Here is a 19521-nt window from a genome sequence, read left to right on the forward strand (position 1 = left end):
CGCAGCTTCCGCCTGACGCGACGTATCCACAGGCCCCCTCGCCCCGATCCGGTCGACTTGTCCGACACCGCCTCTGCCGACACCCGCCAGGCCCATCCGGAGCCGAACGCCGCCCGGCTCTCGGTCCTGTACGCCGTCGTCTTCGTGGAGATCGGCATCGCCATGCCGTTCATGCCGGTCTGGCTGAACGCCCTCGGGCTCGACCCCACCGTCATCGGCGCCCTGCTCGCTCTGCCGATCGCGATCCGCATCGTCTCGACCGCGCCGCTGGTGGGTCTCATCGACCGGGGCATCGCGGCCCCTCGCATCCTCCTGGTCGGGAGCCTCGTCCTGGCGGCGACCTACGTGCTGATGCCGGCGGGGGCAGCGATCGGATGGCCTTTGCTCGCGCTCCTGATCGCGCTCAATGCCGTGGCGGCGGCGCCGCTGGTGCCGAGTATCGATTACCTGACCTTGAGCGCGGTGCGGCGGAGCCGGCACCTCGAATATGCCCGCATCCGCATGGCCGGCTCGATCGGCTTCCTGCTGGCGAACTTCGCGGGCGGTGCCGCCCTCGGGGCGCTGGGCGAGCGCCTGGCGGTCCCGCTCCTGCTCACCGTCCTGGCGCTGATCGCCGCCGCGGTCGTGGTGCTGGCGCGTGTCGATGCTCCACCGACGCCGCCGCCTCACCCGGACGGTGGCCGCCCGCGCCTACCCGGCGTGCTGTGGCTGTCCATCGGGGCCGCCGCGCTGATCCAATCGAGCCATGCGGCGATCTATGCGTTCGGGAGCATCCACTGGACGACCCACGGCATCTCGACGGCCTGGATCGGCACGCTCTGGGCGATCGGCGTGGCATCGGAGATCGTGCTGTTCGCGCTGATCGGCCGCCTTCCGGCGCGCTGGCGCAACCCGTTCGTCCTTCTCGCCCTTGGGGGCGGGGCCGCGCTGGTGCGCGCGCTCGGCCTCGCCTGGTTCGGCGACCGGCTCGGGCCGGTGATCGTCCTGCAGATGCTGCACGGCCTCACCTTCGGGGCGACCCAGCTCGGCGCCATGGCGGCGGTGTCCCGGTTCGCACCGGACGGAGCGCGCGGCCGGGCGCAGGGCACGGTGAGCTCGGCCGGCGCCCTCGCCTCGGCCTCCGCCACGCTGATGACGGGGGTCGCCTATCAGGCTGGAGGCGGCCCGCTCACCTTCGCGCTGATGGCCCCGCTGGCCGGACTCGGCTTGTGCCTCGTGGCACGCGCCGCGCGATCCGCCCGCGCTTTCGGCCTTCACACCACCACGTTTGTGGGCCAGCACACCGGATCGCGGGATCAACCTTGACCGTCCGGTAACCGTACGCGGTGATAGATGATCGCGGCATGGGAGTGCGGCGTCATTGGGTAGAGCCGAGATCAGGACCAATCCGGAAGTGGCCGACGCCGCGTTCCTCGAGAACGGGCATATCGGCCTGTCCGGACGTTGGACCGCCGACCAGGGTGCGGCCGTGGAACGGGCAGCGGCCCGCATCGCCGCCAGCGCCCCGGGCATCACCTTGCTCATAGACCTGAGCCGTGTGGCACGTCTCGACACGCTGGGCGCGTGGGTGCTCGAACGGACCCGGGCCGAAGTCGAGGCCGCGGGCGGACATGTCGCCTATGCCGGGGCCGCACCGGAACATCGTATCCTCCTCAGCGAAGTGAAGCTCCCGGTCGCCGAGCCCGCCCCGGCGTCGCGCGGGCGCATCGCCGGATTCCTGGACGATCTCGGCCGGCGGGTCGTCGGCGCCAAGTCGGACCTCGTCACCGGTCTCGCCTTCTTCGGCGAGGTCGTGCTCGCCTGCATCCGCGTCGCCGCGCGTCCCGGCACCTTCCGTGGCACCGCGCTGATCAATCAGATCGAACAGGTCGCCTTCCGGGGCGTGCCGATCATCGTACTGATCTCGTTCCTCGTGGGCGGCATCGTCGCGCAGCAAGGCATCTTTCAGTTGCAGCGCTTCGGAGCCCAGAGCTTCGTGGTGAACCTGATCGGGCTGCTCATCCTGCGCGAACTCGGCGTGCTCCTCACCTCGATCATGGTGGCGGGCCGGTCGGGCTCGGCCTTCACGGCCGAGATCGGCTCGATGCGGATGCGCGAGGAGGTCGATGCCCTGCGGGTCATGGGGCTCGACCCGATCGAGATCCTGATCGTGCCACGCATCCTCGCCCTGGTCATCGGCCTGCCGATCCTCACCTTCCTGGCGTCACTCGCGGCGCTGGCCGGCGGCGGCCTGACGGCCTCCCTCTATGGCGGCATGACCGTGGACGCCTTCCTGGCCCGCCTGCAGGCGGCCGTGTCGCTCCATCACGTCGCCGTCGGGCTGATCAAGGCCCCGTTCATGGCTCTCATCATCGGGATCATTGCGACGATCGAGGGTTTCGCCGTGGAGGGTTCGGCCGAGTCTCTGGGGCGCCACGTCACGGCCTCAGTCGTCAAGTCTATCTTCATGGTCATCGTCCTCGATGGACTGTTTGCCGTCTTCTTCGCCGCGATCGATTTCTGAGGCCATGCAGACCGCTTCCGCCCCCCACGCGCCGGCAAACGTCAGGACGGCCAGTCCCGCCACGGCGAGCGCCGCCGCGCCCGAGCCGATCATCCGGGTCCGCGACCTCGTCGTGGGCTTCGGCAGCAAGATCGTGATGAAGGGCCTCGACCTCGACATCCGGCGCGGCGAGATCCTGGGCTTCGTCGGGCCGTCGGGCCAGGGCAAGTCGGTCCTGACACGGACGATCCTGGGGCTGGTTCCGAAGCGGGCCGGCACCATCGAGGTGTTCGGCGAGGACATGGATGGCCTGACCGTGGCCCGCAGGCGGCAGATCGAGCAGCGCTGGGGCGTGCTGTTTCAGCAAGGCGCCCTGTTCTCGGCCCTGACCGTGAAGCAGAACATCCAGATGCCGATGCGCGAGCACCTGGACCTGTCCGAGCGCCTGCTGGACGAATTCGCCCGCCTCAAGATCGAGATGGTCGGATTGAAGCCGGATGCGGCCGACAAGCTGCCGTCCGAACTCTCCGGCGGCATGATCAAGCGTGCCGCCCTCGCGCGCTCCCTGGCCCTCGACCCCGAGATCCTGTTCCTCGACGAGCCGACCTCCGGGCTCGACCCGATCGGTGCCGGCGAGTTCGACGAACTCGTCGCGACGCTGAAGCAGACCCTCGGGCTGACGGTGTTCATGGTCACCCACGATCTCGACAGCCTCTACACCGCCTGCGATCGCATCGCGGCCCTCGGCGATGGGCAGATCATCGCGCAGGGGACCATTGAGGAGATGCTGGAGAGCGACCATCCCTGGTTGCGCTCCTACTTTCATGGCAAACGCGGACGTGCCGTCGTCACCAAGGGTCCGCATCATGCGCCCGCCTGAGACCAGCGACGCGCGGCGTGTGGCCTCGCACCGCATCAGACCCATCCCGCCAAGGTATCGTTGATCCGATGGAGACTCGCGCGAACTACGCCCTCATCGGCGCCTTCACCCTCGCGGTGCTGGTGGCGGCCTTCGGCTTCGTGTTCTGGCTCCAGGGCGGTTCCCGCAGCCAGGTCCGTCAGGCCGTGCGTATCGTCTTCTCCGGCAGCGTCGGAGGCCTCGCCAAGGGTTCGACCGTGGCCTTCAACGGCATCAAGGTCGGCGAGGTCACCGATGTGCGGCTTCTGCCGCAAGACCCGCGCCGCGTCGTCGCCATCGTGGAGGTCGAGCGGACCACGCCCCTGCGTGCCGACACCCGCGCGCGCCTCGACTCGGCGATGCTGACCGGCGTCTCGACGATCTCACTTTCCGGCGGCAACGCCGATGCGCCGGCCCTTACGCCGGGCTCGGGCGATCAGATCCCGACGATCTTCGCCGACAGCTCCGACATCCAGGACATGATGGCGGCGGCCAAGCAGATCGCGCAACGCGCCGACGACGTGCTCCAGCGCCTCGACAAGGTGGTGGCCGGCAACGAGGGCGCGATCAACCGTACCCTGGCCAATGTCGAGGCCTTCTCGAAGACGCTGGCGGATGCAGGACCCGCCGTCAGCGGCCTCGTCAAGGCGATCGACGGCCAGAAGCTCAATCGCGTCATCGACAACACCGACCGGTTCACCGGCGCGCTCGCCGCCGGCAGCGGCGACATCGAAGCGGCCCTGAAGGACGCCCGTTCCCTGGCCGCCAAGCTCAACGCGTCGGCGGATCGCGTCGACGCGGTGCTCAAGGGCGCGGAAGGCTTCCTCGGTTCGGCCTCGGGCTCCGCCGGGACCAGCACCTTCACCGAAGTGCGCGAGGCCGCGATCTCGGTTCGCGATGCGGGACGCGCGTTCCGCACGCTGTCCGAGAACCTCGATAAGCGCACCTCCAACATCGCCACCAGCTTCAATCGCCTGAGCGGGACGGGACGGCGCGAGGTCGAGGCCCTGTCGACCGATGGCCAGCGGACGCTCAACACCCTGAACCGAACGGTGAAGAGCCTCGAGCGCGACCCTTCGCAGGTGATCTTCGGCGGAAAGCCATCGTTGCCGGAATACAACGGCAACCGGTGATCGGCGTTTTCCGCAGCCGACGGTGCTGCGCCACACGCCACCAATCCTGCGCTAGGTTAGTTTACCGCCACGCCGCGCTCCAGCGCAGCGATGGGTTTTCCAGAATGCGTATGTCGATCACCAACACGGCAAGGGGCTTCAGGGCGGCGCCCGCGCAGGCCCGCGGCCTGCTCGCCGTGATGCTTCTGGCGGCCGGTCTCGGTGGGTGCGGAGGCGGCGCCGTGCCGCTCACCTTCGACCTCGCCGCTCTGCCCCCGAATGGACGCGTTGGCGGGACCGCGCGCTCGTTCGTCGTGACGGAGCCGACCGGCCTCCAGCCCTTCGAGGCGGATCGCATCATCGTGCGCGAGCCGGGGGGGGCCCTGTCGTTCCTGGGCGGCGGCCAATGGGCCGATCGCCTGCCACGCCTGATCCAGGCTCGCCTGATCCAGAGCCTGGAGAATTCGGGGCGTCTGAAATCGGTGAGCCGGCCCGGCGACAAGATCACGGCCGAGTATCAGCTGATCAGCGAGATCCGGGCCTTCGACATCGCCGCCGGTTCGGGCGAGGCCGTGGTCGACATCTCCGCCAAGATCATCGCCGAGGGCACTGGCAAGGTGGTGGCCGCCCGCATCTTCACCGCACGCCTGCCGGTGTCGAAGGTCGACGCGGCGAATGCGGCCGTCGGCCTCGATGCGGCCCTGGCGCGGGTGCTCGCCGATATGGTCGCCTGGGTGAATTCGGGACGCTGAGGCGATCTCGGCGCCTCGTCGTACGCCCGATCACTCCATCACGGCGGCCTTCATGATCACCACCATGATCGCCTTGCCGGGCTCGGGTCCGATGCAGCGGACCGTGTGGGGACGGTCGCAGCGATAGCGCAGGGTCTCGCCGGCGCGCGCCCGCTGGACGGTTCCGGCGACCTCCACCTCGAACTGTCCCGCCGTCACGGTCAGGGATTCCACCGAGCCGCGCTGGTGCGGATCGGAATCGAGCACGCCGCCGAAATCGGCGGCGACGTCGTACCATTGCAGCCACTCGACGGTCTTGATCCAACCGATGATGGCGAGGCGGACCTTGCCGTCGTCGGAGACCAGGATCGGCGTATCGGCCCGCGAGGTCTTCTCGATGAAGGGTTCCTCGTCGCTGGTCGCCAGAACCCGCTCGATCGACACGTCGAGGGCCTGGCTCAGGCGCCAGATCGTCGCCAGGGTCGGGTTGGTCTCGTTGCGCTCGATCTGGCTGATAATCGATTTCGCGACGCCGGATTGCTCGGCCAATTCGGACAGCGACAGGTTGTAGGCCTTGCGCAGGCGCTGGATCGTCTTGCCGAGCTGGCCCGAGAGCACTTGCGCACCGGTGAGGATATCGCGCTGCCGCCCGCGCTCGGGCGTCGTCAACTGGTCGTCCATTGTCCCTGACTTCCGCGCACCCGTTCCGTTAACCGGACGCTTGTACGGTACTTCAAACGCAAACGGCGGGTCGGCGCAAGGGTCGCGCGAGGCTTAAGCTATCGCCATACCGCGTGGAAATGATGAACCGGGCCGTGCCCGTGTCCGATCGCGACCCCGTCCGCAGCCGCGATCGCGGCGGAGACGTAGCGCTTGGCCTCGGCGACCGCCTCCACCATCGACAGCCTGCGGGCAAGCCCCGCCGCCACGGCGGAGGACAGGGTGCAGCCGGTGCCGTGGGTATTTCGGGTCCGGATGCGCGGGGCCGCGAAGCGACGGAGCGTCCCGTCGGCGCCCATGAGGTGATCGACGCTCTCGTCGCCGTCGCCGTGTCCACCCTTCACCAGGACGGCGCGGGCGCCCAGCGCCAGAAGGCGACGGCCCTGGGCGACGGCCGCGTTCTCGCTCGTCGCATCGGGCTCGGCGATCAGGGTCGCGGTCTCGGGCAGATTCGGCGTGACGAGGTCGGCCAGGGGAAGAAGGTGCCGGCGCAGGGCCTCCACCGCCGCCTCGGAGATCAGCCGGTCGCCGGAGGTGGCGACCATCACGGGGTCGAGGACGATCGGGATCGATCCCGCATGGCGGGCGAGACCGGCCGCCACCGCCTCGATGGTCGCGACCTGCGACAGCATCCCGATCTTCACCGCACCCACGGCGAGGTCCGAGAAGACGCTGTCGATCTGCGCCGCGACGAAGTCCGCCGGCACGTCGTGGATCGCCTGGACCCCGCGTGTGTTCTGCGCCGTCAGGGCGGTGATCACGCTGGCGCCGTAGACGCGCAGGGCCGCAAAGGTCTTGAGGTCGGCCTGGATGCCGGCGCCGCCGCTCGAATCCGATCCCGCGATGGTGACGGCAATGGGTGTCATGGTCTGTCCTCGGCGCCGGCGGAGCTTAGGCTGCCACGCCGCGGGCGGCGAGAGCGGAATCGACCCGGCTGCGAAGATGGCGGGCCTCGTCGGCGATGGACTCGCGCGCGAACAGGGCGGAAATGACCGCGATGCCATCGGCACCGGCCGCGATCACCGATGCCACGTTGCCGGCGTCGATGCCCGCGATCGCGCCGAGCGGGAAGGCGGCGCCGCGGGCGAGCCGAGCGCGAAACACGATGCGGGTGAGGCCGTCGAGGCCCACCGGGGCATCGGGATTGTCCTTGCTCGTCGTGGCGAAGACCCCGCCGATGCAGGCATAGTCGACGGGCAGGCGGTAGAGTTCGTCGGCCTGATTGCCGGTCTTCAGCGTCAGGCCGATCAGCGCGTCGCCCCCGAGCAGGCGGCGTGCGTCGGCCGGATGGAGGTCGCTCTGGCCGAGATGCACGCCTTCGACCCCGGCGGCGAGCGCCAGATCGATGCGGTCGTTGACGAGGAGCGGCACGCCCGATCCGGTGAGGGCCGCATGGATCGCCCGGATGCGGGCCAGGGCCGCGCGCGCATCCCCGATCGCCTTCTCCCGGTACTGGAGCAGGGTGCAGCCACCCTGCACCGCCTCGGCCGCCATCGCCGCCAGCCGCGAACCATCCAGCCCGGACACCCCCGTATCGAGAAGGCCGTAGAGGCGCAGGTCGACCGGCCGCCCCCGGCCGATGGCTTCGTCCCGTCCGATCACGCTGAGAGTCCTCGTTTCATCGCTCGATGCCGCATTGTAGGACCGGGACCGGATCATCGGAAGCTCTGGGGTCCCACCGCGATGCGGAGCCTTTCCGTCGCAGCTGGCGTTCAATCCTGCCTGACTTGGAGATGCATCCGCGCATGAGCCGAACCCAGAAGCAGAAGATGCTGGCCGGAGAGATCTACGACCCGGACGACGCGGAGCTTCACGCCGACGCTCATGCCTGCAAGGCGTGGATGCAGCGCTACAACGCGGCGCTCGCCGAAACGCCCGCCATACGACGCGATCTCCTGCGCGAACGCCTCGCCGCCGTCGGTGAGGGCGCGGTGATCCGTCCGCCGTTCCACTGCGATTACGGGCTGCACATCAGCCTCGGCGCGCATGTGTTTCTCAATTTCGGCTGCGTCATCCTGGATTGCGCGCCCGTCAGCATCGGCGACCGCACGCAGATCGGTCCCGGTGTCCAGATCCTCACGCCCGATCACCCGCGGGAGCCGGGTCCGCGTGAAGCCGGCCTGGAGTTCGCCCGGCCGATCCGGATCGGTCGCAACGTCTGGATCGGCGGCGGCGCGATCATCCTGCCGGGGATCACGGTGGGCGACCACGCCATCGTCGGGGCCGGCAGCGTGGTGACCCGCGACGTCGCGCCGGGTGCGACCGTCGTCGGGAACCCGGCCCGCGCGCTCCCCGGCCCTCAGGGCTGAATCCTGTCCTCGAAGGCCGGTCACGCAGGGACCGCCCGTCCGCGGTCGATTTTCCACGTTCATCACGCGTCCCCGATATGCGATGAGCACTGCGGACCAATCGGATCGGGCGAGGATCGGACGGCGTGACCACGGCGGAGGAGACCCAGCGGCACCAGGAGGGGGCTCTTTCCAATCCGTCGGCCGTGGGACTGGTGGCCGTCATCATCGCGGCCACCGATGGCGAACCGCGCGCCCTCACCGTCCAGGTCGGCGGGCAGGCGAAGGGCCGCTCCGATGGGCTGCCGGCGGGGCCGCTCGTGCCGGAACACCCGACTTTGGAGCGTGGCCTGCGGGCCTGGGTCGAGCGGCAGACGCATCAGCGGCTCGGCTATGTCGAGCAACTCTACACCTTCGGAGACCGCGACCGGCAGGGGGACGATGCCGGGGGACTGCACTCGCTCTCGGTCGCCTATCTCGCCCTGGTGCGCGAGGTCCGCCCCGGGGGCCTGGCCGAGGCGTCCTGGCGGAACTGGTACCGCTACCTGCCGTGGGAGGATTGGCGGGAGGGCCGTCCCGAATCGCTCGGCGAAATCGAGGCCAAGCTCCTGGCCTGGATGGAAACGGCCACCGATCCGAAGTTGCGCCGCCGGCGCGAGGACCGGCTCGCCCTGACCTTCGGGCTGTGCGGCGGCACCTGGAACGAAGAGCGCGTGCTGGAGCGCTACGAACTCCTGTTCGAGGCCGGGCTGATCCCGGAAGCCCAGGGCCAGTCCGGCGAGGCGCAGGACGGGGACCGGAGAACGACGGGCCAGCCCATGGCCCTCGATCATCGCCGGGTGCTGGCCACGGCCATCGGGCGCTTGCGCGGCAAGATCAAGTATCGACCCGTGGTGTTCGAGCTGATGCCGCCCACCTTCACCCTGTTCCAGCTTCAACGGACCGTCGAGGCCCTGTCCGGCACGAACCTGCACAAGCAGAATTTCCGACGGCTCGTGGCCCAGCAGGGACTCGTCGAAGAGACGGACGCGATCACCAGCGGGGCGACCGGTCGACCCGCCCGATTGGTGCGCTTCCGGAGGGAAGTCCTGCTCGAACGCCCCGCCCCCGGGTTCCGTCTACGCGCGGTTCGTCGCCCCGCCTGACCCCCGACAGGCCGCAATGACATTTGCAGTGCAGCGTCATTTTCGCGCCGCAAAAACGTTATGCTCAAACCCTGCATATCTGGACAACGGGTCCGGCGCCGCCTACGTTAGTCGGCACAATGCTCAGATTGAGCATAAGTGAGGACGCGCAATGGCAGCGACCAGTCTCCCGATCACGCCGACTTTCCAGGGGCTTCCTGGGAGCCAGGGCGTTCCTGCGAATCAACCTCTCCCCGCCGGCTTCCCACTGCCGGACATCTACGCCCGCGTAAGCCGTCATATCCCGGCGATCGAGTGGCCGGCCCTGGCCGAGGATGTCACCGCGATCCTCGAACTGAAGAAGACCCGCAACGCCGTCATCCTGGCCCACAACTATCAGGCGCCGGAGATCTTCCACACGGTGTCCGACATCGTCGGCGACAGCCTGGCGCTCGCCCGCGAGGCGGTGACGGTCGACGCCGACGTGATCGTGCTCGCCGGTGTGCACTTCATGGCGGAGACGGCCAAGCTTCTGAACCCCGGCAAGACCGTCCTCATTCCCGATACGCGCGCCGGCTGCTCGCTGGCCGATTCGATCACGGCAGCCGATGTGCGCGGCCTCCGCGCCCAGTACCCCGGCGTTCCGATCGTGACCTACGTCAACACCTCGGCGGCCGTGAAGGCGGAATCCGACCTGTGCTGCACCTCCGGCAACGCGGTCGAGGTGGTGCGCTCGCTGAACGCACCGCGCGTGCTGATGATCCCGGACGAGTTCCTGGCCCAGAACGTCCAGGCGATGGTCCCCGAGATCGAGATCCTGACCTGGGCCGGCCATTGCGAGGTGCACGAGCAGTTCACGCCCGCCGACATCCGCGAGGTGCGCGAGAACTATCCGGGCGTCACCGTCATCACCCACCCGGAATGTCCGCCCGAGGTCGTCGCCGAGGCTGATTTCTCCGGCTCCACCGCGATGATGATGAACTTCGTGCTGGAGAAGCGCCCCAAGCAGGTCGTGCTCGTGACCGAGTGCTCGATGGGCGACAACATCGCGGCGGCCAATCCCGACATCGAGTTCATCAAGCCCTGCAACCTGTGTCCGCACATGAAGCGCATGAGCCTCAAGAACATCCGCCACGCCCTGGAGACCATGACGCACGAGGTCACGGTGGAGCCCGAACTCGCCGAGCGCGCCCGGATGGCGGTGGAACGCATGCTCGCGGTGCGGACGCGATGAACGCGCACGCCCCGTTCTCCTTCACGCTGCCGGCCTCGGACCGGATCATCGTGGTCGGCGCCGGGATCGCCGGTCTCGCCACGGCGCTGCGCCTCGCGCCGCGCCCCGTCACGCTCGTCACCGCCGCTCCCCTGGGGATCGGCACCGCGACGGGCTGGGCCCAGGGGGGCATCGCCGCCGCCATGGGCGATGACGACGCGCCGGCTCTCCATGCGGCGGATACGGTCGCGGCGGGCGCCGGACTGACGGAATCCGACGTGGCTCTGCGCGTGGCCGCCGCCGGCCCCGGCCTGATCGCCTGGCTGGTCGCACTGGCGGCGCCGTTCGATCGGGATGCCGCCGGCGCCCTCGCCCTCGGACTCGAAGCGGCCCATTCCCGGCGCCGCATCGTGCGGGCGGGTGGCGATTCCACCGGTCGGATCGTGCTCGAGACCCTGGTGCGCGCGGTCGGCCGGACAGCGTCCATCTCCGTCCTGGTGGCCTCGGCCCGCGATCTGATGCGGGATTCGTCCGGGGCCGTGGCCGGTGTGATCTGCGAACGCGACGGCGCGCGTTTCGCCCTGCCGGGACGCGCCGTGGTTCTGGCGACCGGCGGCGTCGGCGCGCTCTATGCCTCGACCACCAATCCACGGGGAGCCACCGGGCGCGGCCTCGCCCTGGCGGCCCGGGCCGGGGCGATTCTGCGCGACATGGAGTTCGTGCAGTTCCACCCCACCGCCATCGCCACCGGCGCCGATCCCATGCCGTTGGCGACGGAAGCCCTGCGCGGCGAGGGCGCCAGCCTGATCGACGAGACCGGCGCGCCCGTGATGGCGGGTATCGCCGGCGGCGATCTCGCGCCCCGGGACGTCGTGGCGCGCGGCATCTTCCAGGCCCTGGCCCGAGGCGCCCGGGTGTTCCTCGATTGCCGGGGCGACCTCGGCGCCCGGATGCCGCTGCGGTTCCCCACCGTGGCCGGCCTCTGCGCCGAGGCCGGCATCGACCCGCGGACACAGGCGATTCCGGTCCGACCGGCCGCCCACTACCATATGGGCGGCGTGAAGGTGAACGGAAGCGGCGCCAGCTCCGTAGCGGGGCTGTTCGCCTGCGGCGAGGTCGCCTCGACGGGGCTGCACGGCGCCAATCGGCTGGCCAGCAACTCCCTCCTCGAAGCGATGGCGTTCGCGCCGTGGATCGCCGAGGCGGTCTCCGGTGTGGCGGCGCCGGGTTATGCCCGCGCCGAACCGATGGAGCGGCGTCTCGACTCGGATCGTGAGGCTCTGCGCCGCATCCTGGAGCGTCAGGCCGGCGTCGTGCGCGACGCGGACGGGCTCACCGAGGCGGTCCGCCATCTCGCGCTCGCGGCCAGGGCCGGTTGCGACGCGGCCCTGACGGGCCTCGCGATCGCGGCTTCCGCCTTGTCGCGGCGGGAAAGCCGCGGCGCGCATTGGCGCAGCGATCATCCCCAGCAGGTGGCGCCGGCGCACACGGAGATGTCGTTATCGGACCTCTGGGCGATGGCGGACGCCCTCGAACCGGGCCGGGACGTCGTCGCCGCCTGACACCGGCGCGCTCCGCCCTGCCACGAAGCGGCGGCCGCGCGCTTCGTTCCCCTCTTCGGAAGCTGGATCATGCCCGACCGCACCAACCCCGCCCGCACCAACCTCGTGCCCCTGCCCCACATCATGGTGGAGCCCATCGTCCGGGCGGCCCTGCTCGAAGACCTCGGCCGGGCGGGCGACATCACCACGGACGCGATCGTCCCGGCCAGCGCGCGGCTGGAAGGCGTCATCGCGGCGCGCCAGGATGGCGTCATCTCCGGCGTCGATGCGGCGACGATCGCCTTCGGGCTGATCGATCCGAGCGTATCGGTCAGCGTCGAGCGCGGCGACGGCGCGCGGGTGAAGCCGGGCGATGTGGTGATCCGCCTCGCCGGTCCGGCCCGGGCCATCCTGACGGCGGAACGGGTCGCCCTGAACCTCCTGTGCCGGATGTCGGGTGTCGCCACCGCCACCGCGTCGCTCGTCGAAGCGGCCCGCCCCCACGGCAAGGCGCGCATCGTCTGCACCCGTAAGACCACGCCGGGGCTCCGGGCGCTGGAGAAGCACGCAGTCCGCGCCGGGGGCGGCTCTAACCACCGCTACGGCCTCGACGATGCGGTGCTGATCAAGGACAATCACGTGGCGGTGGCCGGCGGGATCGTCCCGGCCATCGAGCGGGCGCGGGCCTATGCGGGCCATCTGGTCAAGATCGAGGTCGAGGTCGACACCCTGGAACAGTTGGCCCAGGCGCTCTCGGTCGGCGCCGATGCGGTGCTCCTCGACAACATGACGCCGCAGCAACTGGCCGAGGCCGTGGCGATGATCGACGGGCGGGCCATCGCCGAGGCGTCCGGCCGGATCAACCGCGACACCGTCGGGGCGGTCGCGGCGTCGGGCGTCGACCTGATCTCCTGCGGCTGGATCACCCACAGCGCACCGATCATCGATCTGGGCCTGGACGCCGCCTGAGCCACCTCGCGCAGCAGCAACGACGCCACGGTGTTGCCATGAAATCACGACGCGCGCGCAAGCGTCGTTGCGGTGCGAATAGAGCTTGGCTTTGAAGCGTGAGCGTTTACGTCTTGGGCACACTTCGCGCCGTAGCGTGCGTCAAGTTTTCCAGATCGTTTCCATAGATTTCGTTCGCCTTCGAGAGGCTCCGATGCGCCGTTTCGCCCCCGCCCTGACCGGGCTCGTCTGCGCGCTGGGCGCGTGGGCGTCGCCCGCTGCCGCCTACGAGATCGACCCCCTGACCCGGCAGCCGCTCGACAACGCCCTGGTGATCCGGGTGCGTCCACAGAACGAGCCCGTCGCCCTGCCGACCGCCAACGCCTCCCTGCCTGCCGACCCGATGAGCCCGGCTTCGGCGGTGCCGCAGATGTCGGCCATCCAGCGCGAGGAAGTCGCCTTCGCCGGCAGCTACGCGCCCGGCACCATCGTGGTCTCCACCGCCGAGCGCCGCCTGTACTACGTGCTGGGTGACGGCAAGGCCCTGCGCTACGGCGTTGGCGTCGGCCGTCCGGGCTTCACCTGGGGTGGCGTTCAGACCATCACGATGAAGCGCGAGTGGCCGGATTGGCGCCCGCCGTCGGAGATGCTGCGTCGCCGCCCCGATCTGCCGCGCTTCATGAAGGGCGGCATCGAGAACCCGCTCGGCGCCCGCGCCATGTATCTCGGCAACTCGATCTACCGCATCCACGGCTCGAACGAGCCGGAGACCATCGGCACCGCCGTGTCGTCGGGCTGCATCCGCATGACCAACGACGACGTGGCCGACCTCTACACCCGCGCCAAGGTCGGCGCGAAGGTCATCGTCCAGCGCTGATCGACTCCGGTCGTCAGCGACCTTTCACGGGCTCGGTGGAACGAGGGGTCGGCGGAAACGCCGGCCCCTGTTTCGTTCACGCGCCGGCCCAGCCTATTTCGAGACCGCGAAGAAGCGCGACAGGAGCCAGAGCGGCACCACCACCACCGCTCCCGCCAGGATCCAGCGTCCGAAATCGTGGAAGGTGTCGAGCCCGAGGTCGATCAGGCGGCGCATCGCGTCGTAGGCGTGCCAGAACAGCAGGCCGGGCGTGACGCCGAGCATCGCCATCACGGCACCGACCAGGACGGACAGGAACAGCAGCTTCAGGAACACGGCCGCCGGTGAGCCGCCGAGGAAGCGCCGCACAGCCGAGCGTCGGTCGTGCGCCGGGAAAGGCGCGCCGGCATAGGGCTGCCCCGGATAGGGCGGCGGGCGCCGTGGATCGTGGTCGAGGGTCATGCGGTCTGTCCTGAGACGGGGCTGTGCCGCCTGTCCAACGCGGGGAAGCCGGCGGAACCGTGACGGAAGCGACACAGGTCCGACGAAACCCATCGCATGTGTGCGCGTTAGGCGGTTTCGCACATGGGATGGATGGCACCGCTTCATGCACGGTCCCATCTTACGATCAGATTTTCGCCCTGCCGACTGACGCGTCAATGAAACGAACCGATTCATGATCGACCACGCCCTGTTCGATCCGGCGATGATCGATCCCGAGACCAAGCGTCTCAACGAGGAGATCGTGGCGGCGCATGCGGCGCAGGCCGATCCCTGGACGATCCCGATCACCGAGGTCCGCGCCCGCCGCCGCCAGGGCACCCAGGCCTCTCCGGCCATGCCCCGAAGCGCACGGGCCGAGATCCTGACCATCGACGGACCGGCGGGACCGCTGGCGCTGCGCGTCATCCGCCCCGATCCGAAGAAGTGGACGAAGCTGCGCGGCGCCTACCTGCACATCCATCGCGGCGGGTGGGTGTGGGGCTCCGCCGACGAGCAGGACCCGTGGCTCGAGCGCATCGCGGATGTGTGCGGCTTCGTCTGCCTGTCGGTGGAATATCGCCTGGCGCCGGAGCACCCGTACCCGGCGGCCCTGGAGGATTGCGAGGCGGCCGCCCTGTGGCTGGCCGGCCCGGGCCGCGCCGAGTTCGGCGTCAACGCGCTGACCGTCGGCGGCGAGTCCGCCGGCGCGCAACTCGCCGTGATGGTGCTGCTGCGCCTGCGGGACCGGCACGGGCTGCCGCGCGCCTTTCGGGGTGCCAACCTCAACGCGGGCTTCTTCGATCTCGGGCTGACCCCGAGCGTGCGCAACTGGGGCGACCAGCGCCTGGTGGTGAACACCGAAGACCTGACCCGCTTCGCCGACGTCTACGTCCGCGACGGCATCGATCGGCGTCGACCCGACGTGTCGCCGGTCTATGCGGACCTGAAGGGCCTGCCGCCGGCGCTGTTCACGGTGGGCACCCACGATCCGCTCCTCGACGACACGCTCTACATGTCAGCGCGCTGGGCCGCGGCCGGCAATGGCGGGCACACGGCGATCTATGCCGGCGGATGCCACGTCTTCGTCCGGTATCCGGGGGCCATGACGGAGCGCGCCCTCGAACTGATCGACCGCTTCCTGATGGCCCTGGCCTGAGCAAGCCCCCGGCTAGGTCCCTGCTTCCGCAGCGCTTCGCGACTTGGTTCGCATCGCGCGGCTGGACGCCGCGTCCGCACCAGCTCGACCTGCTCGACATCGTGCGGGGTGGGCGCTCGGCGCTCCTGGTCGCGCCGACCGGCGCGGGCAAGACCCTGGCGGGCTTCCTTCCGAGCCTGACCGCCCTGGCGGAGCGACCGCCTTCGGCCAAGCGGTCCGGATTGCACACGCTCTACATCTCGCCCCTCAAGGCGCTGGCGGTCGATATCGCGCGCAATCTCGACGCGCCGGTTGCCGAAATGGGGCTCGGCATCCAGGTCGAGACGCGAACCGGTGACACGCCTTCGCACAAGCGCACCCGGCAGATCGCGCGTCCGCCCGATATCCTGCTGACCACACCGGAACAGCTCGCCCTGCTGATCGCCCATCGCGAGGCGGCCGACCTGTTTGCCAATCTGTCCTGCGTCGTCCTCGACGAACTGCACGCCCTGGTGACCTCGAAGCGCGGGGATCTGCTGGCCCTCGCCCTGGCGCGGCTGCATCGGCTCAGTCCGGGCCTGACCGCCATCGGATTGTCCGCGACCGTGCGCGAGCCGGACGAGCTGCGTCGCTATCTGGTCCCGCAGGCGCCCAACCCTCCCCCCTCTGGGGGAGAGGGTGACCCACGGATGGAGTCGCGAGAGGGAAGCACCGCCCCATCCGAAGGGATTAGCGTGGCCCCTCTCCCGGTCGCTCCGCGACCGCCCTCCCCCGGAAGGGAGGGAGAGTCTCGGCCGGCCATGGCCGAACTGGTGGTCGTCAAGGGCGGCGCGGCGCCCGACCTGCGCATGCTCGACACGGGCCTGACCCTGCCACTCGCCGGCCACACGGCCTGGCAGGCGATGCCCGCGATCTACGACCTGATCGGACAGCACAGGACCGTACTGGTCTTCGTCAACACCCGGCTCCAGGCGGAGTACACCTTTCAGGAGTTGTGGCGGATCAACGAGAAGAACTATCCGATCGCCCTGCACCACGGCTCGCTCGACGCGACGCAACGCCGGCGAGTCGAGGCCGCCATGGCGGCCGGGCAGTTGCGGGCCATCGTCTGCACCGCCACCCTGGACCTCGGCATCGACTGGGGCGATGTCGACCTCGTGGTGAATATCGGCGCCCCGAAGGGCGCCAGCCGGATCATGCAGCGCATCGGCCGCGCCAATCACCGCATGGACGAGCCCTCCAAGGCCTACCTCGTGCCGGCGAACCGGTTCGAGATGCTGGAGTGCCAGGCGGCCCTCGACGCCGTGGAAGCGGCCGCCCAGGACACGCCGGATGCCCGCCTCGGCGCCCCGGACGTCCTGGCCCAGCACGTCCTCGGCATGGCCTGCGCCGATGCCTTCGATCCGGTCATGCTCTACGAGGAGATCACCTCGGCCGCGCCCTACGCGACGTTGTCGTGGGAGGATTTCGAGGCGGTGGTCGATTACGTCGCCACCGGCGGCTACGCGCTGCGCGCCTATGAGCGCTTCGCCAAGATCCTGCGGGGGCCGGACGGCCTGTGGCGGGTGCGCGATGCCCGCATCGCCCAGCAGTACCGGATGAACGTCGGCACCATCGTCGAATCGGCCAAGGTCAAGGTCCGGCTGGCGCGCGGGGTGCGCGGCAAGCCCGGGGCAATCCTGCCGAAGGGCGGCCGGGTGCTGGGCGAGATCGAAGAGGACTTCGCTGACACCCTGACCCCGGGCGATACCTTCCTGTTCGCCGGCGAAGTCCTGCGCTTCGAGGGCCTCGCCGAGGACGAGGCGCTGGCGACCCGCGCCGGTCCCGGCACCGACCCCGCTATCCCGTCCTATGCCGGCGCCAAATTCCCGATCTCGACCTTCCTCGCCGACCGGGTCCGGGCGCTGATTGCCGATCCCTTCGAATGGGACCGTTTGCCGAAGCAGGTGGCCGATTATCTGGTGCAGCAGCGCAGCCGCTCGATCCTGCCGGGCGCGCGCGACCTGCTGGTCGAGACGTTTCCGCGGGCCGGGCGCTTCTACCTCACGGCCTTTCCGTTCGAGGGGCGGCTGGCGCATCAGACGCTGGGCATGCTGCTGACCCGGCGCCTGGAGCGGGCGCGGATGCGGCCCCTCGGCTTTGCCGCCAACGATTACGGCATCGCGATCTGGCTGAACCGGGATGTCGGCGAGCGCATCGGGCGCGAAACCGACTTTCTCGAGGGTTTGTTCGCCGAGGACATGCTGGGCGACGACCTCGAAGCCTGGCTCGACGAATCCGCCATGATGAAGCGCACCTTCCGCCAATGCGCGGTCATCGCCGGCCTGATCGAGCGTCGCTATCCCGGCCAGGCCAAGACCGGACGCCAGGTCACGATGTCGACCGATCTGGTCTACGACGTGCTGCGCAAGCACCAGCCGGACCACCTTCTGCTCAGGGCCGCGCGCCAGGATGCGGCAACCGGACTCCTCGACGTGAAGCGCCTCGGTATGATGTTGAGGCGCATCCAGGGGCGAATCATCCACAAGGCACTCGATCGCGTTTCGCCGCTCTCCGTCTCCGTGATGCTCGAAATCGGGCGTGAACGGGTCTACGGCGAGGGCGCGGACGAGATCCTGGCCGAAGCCGAGGCGCAGTTGCTTGAAGAAGCGCTGGCTTGAGCGGGTGAGGCCCCCCTTCCCGAAGACAGAGGATGCGGTTTTGGCGCTCGGCCAGAGACTTGAGAAGACCACGAAGGCCCCCGGCCTGACCCTCGCCGGCGAAACCCTGGCCCTCGACCTCTGCGGCGGTCTCTGGCTCGCCGCTCACCGGACCCTGATCGTGTCCGATCTGCACCTGGAGAAGGGCTCGGCCTTCGCGGCGCGCTCGGGCCAGTTCCTGCCGCCCTACGACACCCGCGAAACCCTGGCGTGCCTGCACGAGGCGGTGGTCCGCCTCGATCCAGCCTGCGTCGTGGCGCTCGGCGATTCCTTCCACGATGCGCGTGGCCCCGAGCGGATGGAGCCCGGCGACCGCGCCATGGTGGCCGCGCTCCAGGACGGGCGCGACTGGGTCTGGATCGCCGGCAACCACGATCATGCGGTGAGCGAGGGCGTCGGCGGACGCTACGCCGAGACGCTGCTTCTCGGCGGGCTGACCCTGCGTCACGAGCCGACCCCCGACGCGCCCGAGGGCGAGATCGCCGGGCATCTCCACCCCTGCGGCAAGGTCGCGATGCGCGGCCGGGCGGTGCGCCGCCGCTGCTTCGTCACCGATGGCCGTCGGATGATCATGCCGGCCTTCGGCGCCTACGCGGGCGGTCTCAACGTCCGCAACCCAGTCTTCGAGCCGCTGTTTCCCGCCGGCTTCACCGCTCATCTCCTCGGCGACGGCCGCGTCTTCGCCATCGGCAAGGCGATGCTCAGCAAGGATTGAGGCGGGGTCCGGTCGATCAGGCCGCGATCAGCAGCGACGCGCCGGCGACGCCCGACAGGACGAGGCGCAGGCGCCCGAGCCAGACCGGGACCAGGCCGCGGCGGGGCAAGTCCTGGTCGACGAAGCCCCAGGCCAGGACCAGGATACCGAGGATGCGCAGATCCCAGGGGGCCGGTGCGGCCAAGGCCGCCCAGGCGATCAGCGAGGGCAGGATGGCGATGGCGTAGTCGGCGCTGCCGGAATTCCGTGCGGCGGCCGCTCCCCAGCGGATGCCGCCGAGAAAGGACGCGATCACGGCGCCGTAGGTCGAGAGCACGAGGCGTGGGCTGAGGCCGATGGTGCTGAGACCGCCATCGGAGCCGCTGACCGAGAGCAGCGCGAACCCCAGGAAAGGAATCAGCCCGGCGATCCCCAGGATGAGGGCGGCCGGTGGGACCGACGTCAGGCGCGCCATCAGTTCTCCGCTCTTCCGAACGCCGCGACCGGCGGCATGTATTCCGGCATGGATATCTCCGGGATGGATGATTCCGGAGTGGATTTACCAGGATGGGAAAGCCGGGCCGGGTCTGGCGTGCA

General features: G+C 69.7%; 19 protein-coding genes. 14 read left to right on the top strand and 5 right to left on the bottom strand.

Annotated features, from left to right (window positions below; all coding sequences use genetic code 11):
• Positions 1-57: 57 nt before the first annotated feature.
• The 5 genes from ASF60_RS18545 (at position 58) to ASF60_RS18565 (ending at position 5244) form a co-directional block, all read left to right on the top strand.
• Entirely contained in the window at positions 58-1305 is a 1248-nt protein-coding gene (locus tag ASF60_RS18545) for an MFS transporter (protein WP_082504209.1), read from the top strand.
• 88 nt (positions 1306-1393) lie between these two features.
• On the top strand, positions 1394-2503 hold the full coding sequence (locus tag ASF60_RS18550) for an ABC transporter permease (RefSeq protein WP_244477034.1): 1110 nt from the start codon (positions 1394-1396) through the stop codon (positions 2501-2503).
• A gap of 136 nt (positions 2504-2639) precedes the next feature.
• Positions 2640-3362 carry an ABC transporter ATP-binding protein gene (locus ASF60_RS18555; protein WP_348528145.1) on the top strand — a complete coding sequence of 241 codons (723 nt, stop codon included), beginning with the start codon at positions 2640-2642 and terminating at the stop codon, positions 3360-3362.
• Positions 3363-3430: 68 nt separating this feature from the next.
• Positions 3431-4513 (top strand): MlaD family protein, encoded by a 1083-nt coding sequence (locus ASF60_RS18560; protein WP_056188485.1) that lies wholly within the window; start codon positions 3431-3433, stop codon positions 4511-4513.
• Positions 4514-4623: 110 nt separating this feature from the next.
• The gene (locus ASF60_RS18565) at positions 4624-5244 is read left to right on the top strand and encodes an ABC-type transport auxiliary lipoprotein family protein (RefSeq protein ID WP_056188488.1); all 621 of its coding nucleotides are present in this window, start codon (positions 4624-4626) and stop codon (positions 5242-5244) included.
• 30 nt (positions 5245-5274) lie between these two features.
• On the opposite strand, the gene ASF60_RS18570 is transcribed toward ASF60_RS18565, so the two are convergent.
• From ASF60_RS18570 to thiE, 3 genes are all read right to left on the bottom strand, one after another.
• Complete coding sequence (locus ASF60_RS18570) at positions 5275-5904, bottom strand: helix-turn-helix domain-containing protein (protein WP_056188490.1); 630 nt, start codon at positions 5902-5904, stop codon at positions 5275-5277.
• Between the two features lie 98 nt (positions 5905-6002).
• Positions 6003-6809, bottom strand: coding sequence for a bifunctional hydroxymethylpyrimidine kinase/phosphomethylpyrimidine kinase (thiD, locus tag ASF60_RS18575; RefSeq protein WP_056188493.1), 807 nt, complete (start codon positions 6807-6809; stop codon positions 6003-6005).
• A 25-nt stretch (positions 6810-6834) separates the two neighbouring features.
• The gene (thiE, locus tag ASF60_RS18580) at positions 6835-7545 is read right to left on the bottom strand and encodes a thiamine phosphate synthase (RefSeq protein WP_056188941.1); all 711 of its coding nucleotides are present in this window, start codon (positions 7543-7545) and stop codon (positions 6835-6837) included.
• Between the two features lie 143 nt (positions 7546-7688).
• Between thiE and ASF60_RS18585 the strand changes: the two genes are divergently transcribed.
• The 6 genes from ASF60_RS18585 to ASF60_RS18610 all read left to right on the top strand — a co-directional run bounded on the left by ASF60_RS18585 (position 7689) and on the right by ASF60_RS18610 (position 13934).
• Positions 7689-8252 carry a sugar O-acetyltransferase gene (locus ASF60_RS18585; RefSeq protein ID WP_056188496.1) on the top strand — a complete coding sequence of 188 codons (564 nt, stop codon included), beginning with the start codon at positions 7689-7691 and terminating at the stop codon, positions 8250-8252.
• A 125-nt stretch (positions 8253-8377) separates the two neighbouring features.
• Positions 8378-9376, top strand: coding sequence for an NUDIX hydrolase (locus ASF60_RS18590; protein WP_056188500.1), 999 nt, complete (start codon positions 8378-8380; stop codon positions 9374-9376).
• Positions 9377-9527: 151 nt separating this feature from the next.
• Positions 9528-10589, top strand: coding sequence for a quinolinate synthase NadA (nadA, locus tag ASF60_RS18595; protein ID WP_244478503.1), 1062 nt, complete (start codon positions 9528-9530; stop codon positions 10587-10589).
• A complete protein-coding gene (locus tag ASF60_RS18600; protein ID WP_056188503.1) occupies positions 10586-12130 on the top strand; it encodes an L-aspartate oxidase in 1545 nt (514 codons plus the stop codon). The genes nadA and ASF60_RS18600 overlap by 4 nt, the downstream gene beginning before the upstream one ends.
• 69 nt (positions 12131-12199) lie before the next feature.
• Positions 12200-13078 carry a carboxylating nicotinate-nucleotide diphosphorylase gene (nadC, locus tag ASF60_RS18605; protein WP_056188506.1) on the top strand — a complete coding sequence of 293 codons (879 nt, stop codon included), beginning with the start codon at positions 12200-12202 and terminating at the stop codon, positions 13076-13078.
• 193 nt (positions 13079-13271) lie between these two features.
• On the top strand, positions 13272-13934 hold the full coding sequence (locus tag ASF60_RS18610; RefSeq protein WP_056188509.1) for a L,D-transpeptidase: 663 nt from the start codon (positions 13272-13274) through the stop codon (positions 13932-13934).
• Positions 13935-14027: 93 nt separating this feature from the next.
• Here the strand turns inward: ASF60_RS18610 and ASF60_RS18615 are convergent, their stop codons facing one another.
• Complete coding sequence (locus ASF60_RS18615) at positions 14028-14375, bottom strand: DUF6460 domain-containing protein (protein WP_056188512.1); 348 nt, start codon at positions 14373-14375, stop codon at positions 14028-14030.
• A gap of 214 nt (positions 14376-14589) precedes the next feature.
• Here ASF60_RS18615 and ASF60_RS18620 point away from each other — a divergent pair, with 214 nt between their 5' ends.
• Genes ASF60_RS18620 through pdeM form a run of 3 tightly spaced genes read left to right on the top strand, consistent with a single transcriptional unit; the run spans position 14590 to position 18945 of the window.
• Positions 14590-15552 (top strand): alpha/beta hydrolase, encoded by a 963-nt coding sequence (locus ASF60_RS18620; RefSeq protein WP_056188515.1) that lies wholly within the window; start codon positions 14590-14592, stop codon positions 15550-15552.
• The gene (locus tag ASF60_RS18625; RefSeq protein ID WP_082508070.1) at positions 15468-18191 is read left to right on the top strand and encodes a ligase-associated DNA damage response DEXH box helicase; all 2724 of its coding nucleotides are present in this window, start codon (positions 15468-15470) and stop codon (positions 18189-18191) included. The genes ASF60_RS18620 and ASF60_RS18625 overlap by 85 nt, the downstream gene beginning before the upstream one ends.
• Positions 18192-18231: 40 nt before the next feature.
• A complete protein-coding gene (gene pdeM, locus ASF60_RS18630) occupies positions 18232-18945 on the top strand; it encodes a ligase-associated DNA damage response endonuclease PdeM (RefSeq protein WP_056188519.1) in 714 nt (237 codons plus the stop codon).
• 16 nt (positions 18946-18961) lie between these two features.
• Here the strand turns inward: pdeM and ASF60_RS18635 are convergent, their stop codons facing one another.
• Positions 18962-19399, bottom strand: a complete 438-nt coding sequence (locus ASF60_RS18635) for a DUF3429 domain-containing protein (protein WP_056188523.1) — start codon at positions 19397-19399, stop codon at positions 18962-18964.
• Positions 19400-19521 lie beyond the last annotated feature (122 nt).

This window comes from Methylobacterium sp. Leaf113, assembly GCF_001423325.1.
GTDB lineage: Bacteria > Pseudomonadota > Alphaproteobacteria > Rhizobiales > Beijerinckiaceae > Methylobacterium.